Origin of the sequence: Bacillus sp. TSO22 (assembly GCF_020223595.1) — a bacterium.
Taxonomy (GTDB): Bacteria; Bacillota; Bacilli; order Bacillales; family Bacillaceae; genus Bacillus; species Bacillus inaquosorum.
On the sequence record NZ_JAHAWO010000009.1, the window covers coordinates 1 to 11,674 of the forward strand.

Below are 11,674 nucleotides of genomic sequence, written 5' to 3' on the forward strand. Positions count from 1 at the left end.
GGCCGCACAAGGATCTTGAGCCGATACTCGGCATGTTTGTGAACACGCTGGCGCTGCGGACACGCCCGGAGGGCGGGAAGCCGTTTGTGGAGTATTTGCAGGAAGTGCGCGAGACAGCATTGGAAGCCTTTGAGCATCAGGATTATCCGTTCGAAGAGCTCGTCGATAAGCTCGGGGTGACGAGGGATATGAGCAGAAACCCGCTGTTTGATGCCATGTTAGTCGTTCAAAATAATGATCACCAGCCATTGCATCTGAATGATTTGCAAATGAAGCCGTCACAAGTTTCTCATCTCGTTTCTAAATTCGATTTGACATTACAAGCATCTGAGGGTGACGGGAACATTTATTTCCATTTTGAATATTCAACCGCACTGTTTGAAAAAACAACTATAGAACGCTGGGCATCGCATTTGACTAATGTACTTAACATCATCGTTAAAAACCCTGAGGTGACACTCAACCATATCGACATCCTGACCCAAGAAGAGTGGAACCAGCTGCTCAATGAGTTTAACACCGGACAAGCGAATCAATACGAAGAACAAACAATTGACCGTTTGTTTGAGCAGCAAGCTGCACGAACTCCAAAAGCTTCTGCACTTGTCAGCGGAGACAAAACACTGACTTATCAAGAGTTGGACGAGTGGTCCAATGGAATCGCTCGTATATTGCGCAGCCGAGGTGTTAAACCGGACACACCAGTAAGCATCATGATGCCTCGTTCGTTCAGCATGATAGCGGCCGTACTTGGTGTTTGGAAAGCAGGAGGCTGTTACGTTCCCATTGATCCGGAATACCCGGTGGAACGGAAACGCTATATCCTCAGCGACAGCGGAACGAAACTGCTGATGACAATAAATGAAGCGGATTGGGGGGCGCTTGCTGATTTTGAAGGAGAAATCTTGACGATAGAGAGCGCGGAGGCATACGACAAATCACCGCTGCCGCAAGTATCGTCTGCCCATCATTTGGCTTATATCATTTATACGTCAGGGACGACGGGCCGTCCAAAAGGGGTGACGGTCGAGCATAAAGGCATTGCCAACACTCTTCAGTGGCGGCGAAACGCTTATGCTTTCAACGAGACAGACGCCATCCTGCAGCTCTTTTCTTTCTCATTTGACGGCTTTTTAACAAGTATGTTCACACCGCTTTTGTCAGGTGCAAAAGCAGTTCTGCTTAAGGAAGAGGAAGCGAAGGACATTCTGGCCATCAAGCATCAGCTGTCTCATCAACGGATTACACATATGATTATTGTGCCTGTTTTATATCGAGCGCTTTTGGATGTATTGCAGCCGGAAGATGTAAAGACGCTTAGAATCGTCACTCTGGCGGGAGAAGCAGCTGACCGCGAATTGATAAACCGTAGCCTGGCCATATGTCCACACACCGAACTCGCCAACGAATATGGACCGACAGAAAACAGTGTGGCCACTACCGTCATGAGACATATGGAAAAGCAGAAATACGTAAGCATCGGCCAGCCGATTGACGGGACCCAAGTGCTTATTTTAAATGGCAATCATCAGCTTCAGCCAATTGGTGTTGCGGGAGAGCTTTGTATAGCGGGAACGGGGCTTGCAAGAGGGTATATTAACCTTCCGGAGCTGACAGAGAGAGCATTCATACAGAACCCATACAAACCTGAAATGCGAATGTACCGAACAGGAGACGCCGCCAGATGGATGGCCGACGGAACACTCGAGTATCTGGGAAGAATTGATGAACAAGTCAAAATCAGAGGCTATCGTGTAGAAACGAAAGAAATTGAATCGGTCATCCGTTGTATAAACGGTGTAAAAGACGCCACCGTACTCGCTCATGTAACAGCATCAGGACAAACTGAATTAAGTGCTTATGTTGTGACCGAACCAGAATTGAGCACAGATACGATACGCTTAGAATTACAAAACAAGCTGCCGGTGTTCATGATTCCTGCGTTTATTGAAAAACTGGGCTCACTTCCATTGTCACCAAACGGTAAACTGGATCGCAGAGCAATTCCAAAACCTGTATTCAATGGTGAAACTGAACGTCCATTCCGCACACCTGCCAGCAAGATGGAACAAATACTGGCGGATATATGGAAGGAAGTACTGGGGGCAGAAAAAATCGGAACAGCTGATTCATTCTTTGAGCTTGGAGGAGATTCGATCAAAGCGTTACAGGTTTCCGCACGGCTTCACCGGATAGGAAAACAAATGGCAGTGAAAGATTTGTTCAGCCATCCGACCATTCAAGAATTGGCAGCTTATATCCGGGATTCAGATACAAGTTCCAGTCAAGCTCCGGTTGAGGGAGACGTACAATGGTCGCCTGTTCAAAAATGGTTTCTTTCTCAAGATATAAAAGAAAAACACCATTTTAATCAGTCCGTTATGCTGCATCGAAGCACCTCTGTACAAGAAGACGCACTTCGCAAAACTTTAAAAGCAATAACGTGTCATCATGATGCGCTGCGGATGGTGTTTACACAGAATGAACAAGGAAAGTGGAGTCAATATAATCGGCCGCTCAGTCATTCGGACGATGCGCTGTATGGCCTTCACATTGTTGATTTACAAAATCCAGACAATAGATCGTATGAGCCTCTTATCAAACGCCATGTACGTGATATTCAGCAAAAAATGGATTTGAAGAATGGCCCGCTGCTGCAAGCCGGTCTTTTCCGCACAATTGACGGTGATTTTTTATTTTTATCTGCTCATCACTTCGTCGTTGACGGCATCTCGTGGCGAGTTCTGCTTGAGGATTTGGCTTTAGGCTATCGCCAAGCTGCAGGCGGGGAAGATATCCAGCTGCCGCCTAAAACAAGCTCATTCAAAGCGTACACAAAAAAGCTCTCTGACTATGCGGGAAGCCAGCAGCTTATGAAACAGTTCAAGTATTGGCGTGAAACCGAAGAATATGAAACAGAAGCACTGCCTTTTGATCATATCGACGGAACCATAGCAAACGAGAGTAAACGTTCCACGATTTCGTTTACCTTAAACGATAAAGAAACAGCTGCGCTCTTAAAAGATGCCAACAGCGCATATAACACAGATACTCAGGATATGCTGCTTGCTTCTGTTATTCTTGCGCTGCGCCATTGGACCAATCAATCCGCCTTCAAACTATCATTAGAGAGCCACGGGCGAGAGGATGTATTAGACGGAATAGATGTGAGCCGTACGGTTGGATGGTTTACCGCCATTTATCCGTTATTGGTTAACCTGAACTCAGACCTTCCTGATCCGGAAGAATACATGGTTCATGTACTAAAAACAACAAAAGATACACTGAGACGCGTACCGGACAAAGGATTCGGCTACGGTGTCATCAAATATTTGACTCCGCCTGACAAAAAAGACATCGATTTCACAGGTTCGCCAGAAATCAGCTTCAATTATCTGGGTCAGTTTGAAAGCGGCAGCACAGCTGAAGGACCTGAGGAGGACGCCTTCTCTTTCTCTCCGCTGGGTGCCGGGGACGATATCAGCGCAACATGGAATCGTGAACAGTCGCTGGATATCAGCGCAATCGCCGCAGAAGGAAAAATGGCTGTCAGCATGACTTATGACAATACCCGCTTTCAGCGCAAAACGATGGAACAGCTTAGCGAGTATTGCCGTCAATTTTTATTACAGCTGATCGAACACTGCCAGAACAAAAGAGAAACAGAAAAGACGATCAGCGATTTTGATGATCAAGAACTGACCGAGGACGCGCTGCAAGAGATTGCTGATATGCTCAGTTTTCACTAATGAATCCGTGAAGAAAGGTGCAGACACTATGGATAACATCAAAAAAATCAAGAACATTTATCCTCTGAGTCATATGCAGGAGGGAATGCTGTTTCATTCCTTCCTTCGTAAAGAGGAGGGGGCGTATGTTGAGCAGTCGCTCTTCACCATCAAAGGAAGCCTAAGCTATGACTGGTTTCAGCGCAGTATTCAAGCCATCATCGACCGCCATGATATTTTCAGAACCGTATTTTTGCCGCACGTCCCGCATTTGTCGGGACCTCGGCAAGTCGTAATGACAGAATGCGAATTCCATTTGTACAGCGAAGACATTTCCCATCTGCAAATAAACGACCAGAATGAGTTTATTGATTGTTTTAAGGAGAAGGACAAGCAGAAAGGCTTTGATTTACAAAAAGACATGCTGATGCGGATTTCTCTATTCAAAACAGCTGAAGATGAGCATGTCTGTCTCTGGAGTCACCATCACATTTTAATGGACGGCTGGTGCCTCGGCATCGTTCTGCAGGAATTTATGCAAATTTATCAATCTATCCATGCAGGAAAACCACTTTCTTTGGACCCTGTCCGTCCTTACAGCACCTATATTTCCTGGCTGACAAACCGAGACAAAGAAACAGCTGCGGAGTACTGGGGTTCCTATTTAAAAAACTACAGCACTCCATCTCCTCTGCCTCGTGTGTCTGATGAAGAAAAAAAAGAAGGTTATCACCGTGAAGATTTGATATTTTCATTAAATAAACCACTGACAGACAAGCTGAAAGAGACTGCCAAACAACACGGCGTCACGCTTGCCACCCTTATTCAGGCAGTCTGGGGCGTGATGCTGCAGCAATATAACCGCACAGACGACGTTGTATTTGGCGCAGTTGTATCAGGCAGACCATCAGAAATTCCGGGCGTGGAGCAAATGATAGGGTTGTTTATCAATACCATTCCGGTTCGGATTAAAACACATCAAGACGAAACGTTTCAAGAGCTGCTCAGACGCTGCCAGAAAGAAATGCTGGAAGCTGAGCCGTTCACCTGCCAGCCTTTATTTGATATCCAGGCAAACACCGCTTTAAAACAGGAACTGATTGATCACATTATTGTATTTGAAAACTATCCGTTACAGCAGAAAATCGCCGATTCAGCTGATCGCGCCGATTCACCATTGCAAATCGATCAAGTTAAGGTATCCGAGCAATCAGGATATAACTTTAACCTTGTCGTTGCTCCCGGGGAAGAACTTGTTATTAAGTTCAGCTATAATGCGTTTGTTTACGATGCTGCATGGATCAGCTGTATCAAGAGGCAATTGACACAAGCACTAAGCACAGCGGCACAGCACCCTGATATTCCCATTGCAGATTTTTCTTTTCTTGATGTAACAGAAAAAGAGCAGATTGTCACACAGTTCAACAATACAAAAACAGAGTATCCAAAGAATCATACAATCATAGATTTATTTCGTGAACAAGCAGAAGAGACGCCAGACCATACCGCACTTGTGTATGATAATATGTCATTTTCGTATGAAGAGCTTGATAAACGGTCTAATGCACTTGCCAGAGAGTTATACCAAAATGGGTTTCGGAAAAACGAGACAGCCGGAATATTGGCTGCTCATTCTCCTGAATTTATTATCAGTGTGCTTGCTGTTTTAAAAGCAGGGGGAGCATACCTCCCGCTTGATGCTGAGCTTCCGCTTGAACGGGTCAGCTTTATGCTCGAGGAAACGCAGGCAAAAATGCTGATTGTTCAAAAGGGGCTGGAGCAAAACGCTGCGTTCTCAGGAACATGTCTTACTTCAGATGCACAGACATTGATGGAAGAAAACCATATCCCTATCAACATCGGCTCCAGCCCGGATGAACTTGCATACATCATGTATACCTCAGGATCAACAGGCCGGCCGAAAGGCGTCATGATCACGAATCGCAATGTCGTGTCCCTTGTCAGCAATAGCAATTACACGTCTGCGTCCGTTGATGACCGGTTTATTCTGACTGGATCTATCAGCTTTGACGCCGTCACCTTTGAAATGTTCGGGGCGCTTTTAAATGGTGCAAGCCTTCATATCATTGATAAATCGACAATGCTGTCACCTGATCGGTTTGGGACGTATTTGCTTGAAAATGACATCACAGTGCTATTTTTAACAACGGCTCTTTTTAATCAGCTGGCTCAGGCTCAAGCAGACATGTTCCGCGGGCTCCATACGTTATATGTCGGCGGAGAAGCACTCTCGCCTGCCCTTATGAATGCTGTCAGACACGCCTGTCCAGATCTGGCACTTCATAATATCTACGGGCCTACGGAAAACACGACATTTTCAACCTTTTTTGAGGTGAAAAGAGACTATGCGGGGCCGATTCCGATCGGAAAACCAATCAGCAATAGTACCGCTTTCATCTTAGATGCAAAAGGACATCTTTTGCCAATAGGCGTTCCCGGCGAGCTTTGTGTCGGCGGCGACGGGGTCGCAAAAGGCTATTTGAACAGAGATGACCTGACAAAAGCAGTTTTTTCTCCCCATCCTTTCTTGTCTGGAGAAAGAATATATCGTACTGGTGATTTGGCGCGCTGGCTGCCTGATGGAAACTTAGAATACATCAGCAGGATTGACAGGCAGATTAAAATCCGCGGAAAACGAATTGAGCCCGCCGAAATTGAAGCTCGCCTTTTAGAAATGGAAGGCGTTCAGGAAGCGGCAGTGACATTGAGAGAAAAAGATGGAGAGGCGCAGCTGTACACTCATTACGTCGGTGATGACAAACGAACAGAAACGGATATCCGCGCAGATTTGGCGCGTGTGCTCCCAGACTATATGATCCCGCAGCACTGGGTGCGTGTGGAGCGGATGCCGCTTACCGGAAACGGAAAAATAGACCGCAGCGCGCTGCCTATTCCAGAAAATAAGAATGACAAACGACAGGACATCACATTGCCAAGAAACTTGGTTGAAGAAGAATTGGCGAACATTTGGAAGAATGTCCTCGGTGTCAACACAATCAGTATTGATGATGACTTCTTTGCTCTTGGCGGACATTCACTAAAAGCGCTGCAGGTCATACACACACTGAAGCACCAGCAGCAAATTGACATACCGATTGATTTCTTGTTCGAACATCCGACAATTGCTCAGCTTGCCGAAAAACTTTATTCCAAACAGCTGACAGCGGCAGATGAACAGCATGTGATCAAACTGAATCACCACGGTGCGCAAAATCTTTTTTGCTTCCCGCCGATATCAGGCTTTGGCATTTATTTCAAAGAACTTGCTTTATTGCTGAATGACAAGGCAGCTGTATACGGATTTCACTTTATTGAACATGACAACCGCATTGAACAATATGTCAATTGCATGACGGACATACAGCCTGATGGCCCATATGTTTTATTAGGCTACTCTGCAGGCGGAAACCTGGCTTTTGAAGTGGCACAGGCTATGGAACGCAGAGGATTGGAAGTCAGTGACTTCATTATCGTGGACGCTTATTTAAAAGAACAGCCTTTGTCTATGGATACCGGCAATGACGAATCTGCAGCATACCTGCCCGAAGCAGTCAGAGAAAAGGTGATGAAGAAAAAAAGAAACTATCAGGAATATTGGGCGCAGTTGCTGAATAAAGGACACATCAAAGCAAACATTCATTTCATCGAAGCTGGAGTCCAAACTGAAACCAGCGGGCATACAGGCTTAATGAAATGGAAAGGCGCTGCCTACGGAAACTACAGCGAATATACTGGTTTTGGCGCTCACAAAGACATGCTGGAAGGCGCATATGCTGAAAAGAACGCTGACATCATCCTTGACATTTTAGACAAGATCACTTCAAATCAAGCAATACTGCACAAACGATAAAGCGGATTAGCGGACAGAGGCCATTCTCTGTCCGTCTTTCTTTTTGTATCAAGAATGGATAAGGGACACTTGGGAATGATAACATCATCCTTTTTCTTGGAGGCTTCTCATGGACCATCTTTCTTGGCTTACTTTTATCATGCTGATTCTTGCCAGTTACAGGCTGACACATTTGATTGTATTCGACAAAATCACGGAATTTATCCGGAAACCATTTATGAAAAAGAAAAGGATCGTTGATCAAAACGGGCATGTGAACGAAAAAAGCGTGCCGGCTTCTAACTTTGGATACATGCTGAACTGCTACTGGTGCGCCGGCGTTTGGTGTGCCATCTTGATCGGGCTGGGCTATCTCTTTTTGCCTCGTATTGCAGTTCCAGTGATCTTTATTTTAGCCATTGCAGGAGCACAGGCGATTCTTGAAACAGCTGTCGGTGTCGGCGTGAAACTCATTGATGTGTTAAAGAGCCTGCAAACTATGATAAATGATAAAAAGTCCTAAAGCAGAGGAATAAAATGCTTCAGGACTTTTTTATTTATCTGGTGATATAGACATAAATCCTGATTTCTTTCATTCGATTAAGCACCCTTTTACAGCCCGGGAATACCGTAATAGCGAATAGTGAAAGTGATGTAATGGGGGAGAAGAAACAGAATGAAGGTTTGTCAAAAGTCGATTGTCCGTTTCCTTGTCAGCTTGATCATCGGAACGTTTGTCATATCCGTTCCGTTTATGGCCAATGCGCAGCCGGACAGGGAACTGAGAGCCGTATGGATTGCTTCCGTATTAAACATTGATTGGCCGTCAAAAAAAGGTTTATCAGTGGAAGAGCAAAAGCAGGAGTATATCAAACTGCTGGACGATGTACAAAAAATGGGGATGAATGCCGTTATTGTTCAGATTAAACCGACGGCAGATGCCTTTTATCCGTCCGCTTACGGACCTTGGTCTGAATACTTAACCGGTGTCCAAGGGAAAGACCCGGGCTATGATCCGCTAGCATTTATGATTGAAGAAACCCATAAACGAAATTTAGAATTTCACGCATGGTTTAATCCTTACCGTATTACGATGAATCATACGGACCTCAATAAATTGTCTGAGGATCACCCCGCAAGAAAGCATCCAGACTGGGTTGCCGCTTACGGAAAACAGCTTTATTATCATCCGGGCATTCCTGAAGCGAGAGATTTTATCGTTAAAGGCATTGAAGAAGTCGTAAAACGTTATGATATCGATGCCGTTCATATGGATGATTATTTTTACCCTTATAAAATAGCCGGACAGGAATTTCCTGATCAAGCACAGTATGAGCAATACGGAAAAGACGATTTTTCCAAAATTGATGACTGGCGGCGGGATAATGTCAACCAGCTTGTCAAACAAATCAACCAAACAATTAAAGCCGCAAAGCCATATGTCAAATTCGGCATCAGTCCCTTTGGCGTATGGAGAAACGCGGCAGATGACCCGACCGGATCGAATACCAAGGCAGGCGTCAGAAATTATGACGACCTTTATGCAGATACGAGACATTGGATTCAAGAAGGCGACATCGATTATATTGCCCCGCAAATCTATTGGAGCATCGGCTTTAACGCAGCAGCTTACGACGTGCTGGCTGATTGGTGGAGCAATGAAGTCAAGAATAGGCCTGTTCATTTATATATTGGCCAGGCAGCTTATAAAATCAATAATAACTTTGATCCGCCATGGTCCGAGCCCGAGGAGTATGTAAGACAAATCACCTTAAACCGTCAGCTTGATCTTGTAAAAGGAAGTATGCATTTCAGCCTCAAAGACCTCAACAAAAATCCGCTTGGCATCAAAGACAGGCTCATCACCGAGCTTTACAGCCAGCCGGCATTGGTTCCGCAGATGCCTTGGCTTGACAGCACAGCCCCAAAAATGCCAAAGCTTACGAAAGTGACCGAAAACAAAAACGGCAACCTTCTGCACATGAAAGATCACCCATCCAATCACAAAACGAAAGAAACAGCCTATTATGCGATATACAGAGCCGAAGGGGAAAAGAACAAAACATTGCTGGCAACCGCGAGAAAGACAAATGAGCAGCAAACCTTCTTAGATGACACGGCAGAGCCAAACACGAAGTATACGTATTATGTCACTTCAGCAGACCGGCTTCATAACGAAAGCAAGGCTTCCAAACGAAAGACTAAATAAGAAATGAGAAGGACGGCTTTCTAAGTCGTCTTTTTTTTTAAAAAAAGTTATTTTGGAGACAGGATACTTAAGATAAGCCGCTGAATTTGTTAAAGAAAAAAAGCGAGGGAGAGACTCACATGAATATGGAAGCGGTTTTTGGACATTTCCCAGTATTGGAATCTGAGAATTTAATATTAAGTAAAATCGAAGAGGAGCACGTACAGGATGTATTTTCAATCTACGATAATGACAAAGTATTCGAATACTGCGGCATCATCCCGAAACATAACATAAAAACGGTACATAAAATGATCGGCCATTTTGATAGGGATTACAACAAAAAAAGCAGAATTAAGTGGGGGATTTTTTCGAAAAGTCAAGAGAATACGTTGATGGGAGTCATTGAAGCGATGGATTTTAACCAAAAAGTAAACATGGTAACGATTGGCTACTACTTGGCTGAAGAATACTGGGGGAAAGGCATTGCAACGGAATCCGTCAGCACGGTGATCTCCTTTTTATTTGAGAAAGCCAATGTAAATAGAATTCAAGCTGAAGTCATGCCTGCAAATGAGGCTTCAAAAAAAATCCTCTTAAAAAACAATTTTATGAAAGAAGGATTAGTCAGACAAGCTTCCTATTGGTCAGGTAAAGGAGTTGTCGATTTAGAAATATACGGCATTCTTAAGAACGAATACATATAAAACTTTCTTTTTTGAAAAAAGAAAGTTTTCAGCATTAGCAGTATTGAAATCTCATGTGTACCATATTATAGTATTTTTAAAAGTTAGTTATTCAACTAACTAACTCATAAGGAGGAGCGTCATGGCAAAACCAAATGTCATTTCCAAAGAAACACTCATTGAATCAGCCAAGAAATGCATCTCAGAAAACGGGTTAGAAAAACTGACGTTAAAATCAGTTGCGGAACAAGCAAATGTCAGCCAAGGCACGGTTTATTATCATTTCCGAACGAAAGAAAACCTCATGCTGGAGGTGGTACGCCACGTATGCGGCAGCTCATGGGCGAACGTAAAGAACAGTCGGCTCCCGACAATCGAAAAGATGAGAGAGGCATTGCTGTCAGCAAAATTTCGAACGAAGGAAAATGCAGATTATCATCGGTTATTTTTAACGCTGATCGTATCAAGCTTTCAAAATGAACAAATCAAAGAGCAGCTAAGTCATCTGCTACAATCGGAAAATCAATATCTGACAAAAGAGCTCACTCAATTGTGGGGCGAATCTCCAATTGATGGCGTTTCCTTAACAGCCTGGGGAATAATGCTGAATGCTTTAATTGACGGCCTTGCCATACAGTCTCTCGTTTCCGATGATTTTCTCTCAGAAGATGTTTATCAGGAACTCGAATTGATGCTGCTGAAGCTGACTGAAAAAATGACGTAACACGAAAGGAGACCAAACATGTTTACTCAAAAATTAGGTCTTGTCCTTACATTTTCATTTCTAGTCTGGTTAGGTGCTACACTATTCTTTGCCCTGTTCGGAGACACTGTTTTAACTGATCCGGCCGAAGAACCCTTTTTGCTGAACTTTCTTCTCCTGGAAGCGGGCACCGCTCTCGTTTTATGCCTTGTGTTCTTTCTCTATCAAAAACTCGATCAATCACAGTACGCTGTCATCAAGCTTGGCATATGGGGATCAGCAGTCGGGTTATTGATTGATACGTTTTCCCTTTGGAATCACCCCATCATCTTCCCGGCACTATCAAAGGGGCAAGTCATTGCATTTGCCATATGGATGGTATGCGCCTATGCCATGTATTTGCTCATCCCGTTGATGTTTTCACATAAAAAATGATTCAGTTTTAATTTTCAGACTTCTTTTGTCAGGGAATGATTACAGAACTCGCCTAATAGGATGTTACAAAGATGTGAAGGAGGA

The 11,674-nt window shown here is 44.2% G+C and carries 7 protein-coding genes; all 7 read left to right on the forward strand.

Translation table 11 applies throughout. The annotated features are described in order from the left end of the window. The coding region (locus KHQ79_RS08905; RefSeq protein WP_225514896.1) for a non-ribosomal peptide synthetase at positions 1 to 3,749 on the forward strand (3,749 nt) is incomplete at its 5' end. Between the two features lie 7 nt (positions 3,750 to 3,756). Continuing rightward, positions 3,757 to 7,599, forward strand: coding sequence for a non-ribosomal peptide synthetase (locus KHQ79_RS08910; RefSeq protein WP_225515340.1), 3,843 nt, complete (start codon positions 3,757 to 3,759; stop codon positions 7,597 to 7,599). 109 nt (positions 7,600 to 7,708) lie between these two features. Beyond that, positions 7,709 to 8,101 (forward strand): DUF1360 domain-containing protein, encoded by a 393-nt coding sequence (locus KHQ79_RS08915; protein WP_003238112.1) that lies wholly within the window; start codon positions 7,709 to 7,711, stop codon positions 8,099 to 8,101. Between the two features lie 153 nt (positions 8,102 to 8,254). Then, the gene (locus KHQ79_RS08920) at positions 8,255 to 9,787 is read left to right on the forward strand and encodes a glycoside hydrolase family 10-like protein (RefSeq protein ID WP_225514898.1); all 1,533 of its coding nucleotides are present in this window, start codon (positions 8,255 to 8,257) and stop codon (positions 9,785 to 9,787) included. A 119-nt stretch (positions 9,788 to 9,906) separates the two neighbouring features. Further along, positions 9,907 to 10,473 carry a GNAT family N-acetyltransferase gene (locus KHQ79_RS08925; protein ID WP_003238116.1) on the forward strand — a complete coding sequence of 189 codons (567 nt, stop codon included), beginning with the start codon at positions 9,907 to 9,909 and terminating at the stop codon, positions 10,471 to 10,473. 121 nt (positions 10,474 to 10,594) lie between these two features. After that, complete coding sequence (locus tag KHQ79_RS08930; protein ID WP_225514900.1) at positions 10,595 to 11,176, forward strand: TetR/AcrR family transcriptional regulator; 582 nt, start codon at positions 10,595 to 10,597, stop codon at positions 11,174 to 11,176. A 93-nt stretch (positions 11,177 to 11,269) separates the two neighbouring features. Then, positions 11,270 to 11,590, forward strand: coding sequence for a DUF5367 family protein (locus KHQ79_RS08935; protein ID WP_225515342.1), 321 nt, complete (start codon positions 11,270 to 11,272; stop codon positions 11,588 to 11,590). The last annotated feature ends 84 nt before the right edge of the window (positions 11,591 to 11,674 follow it).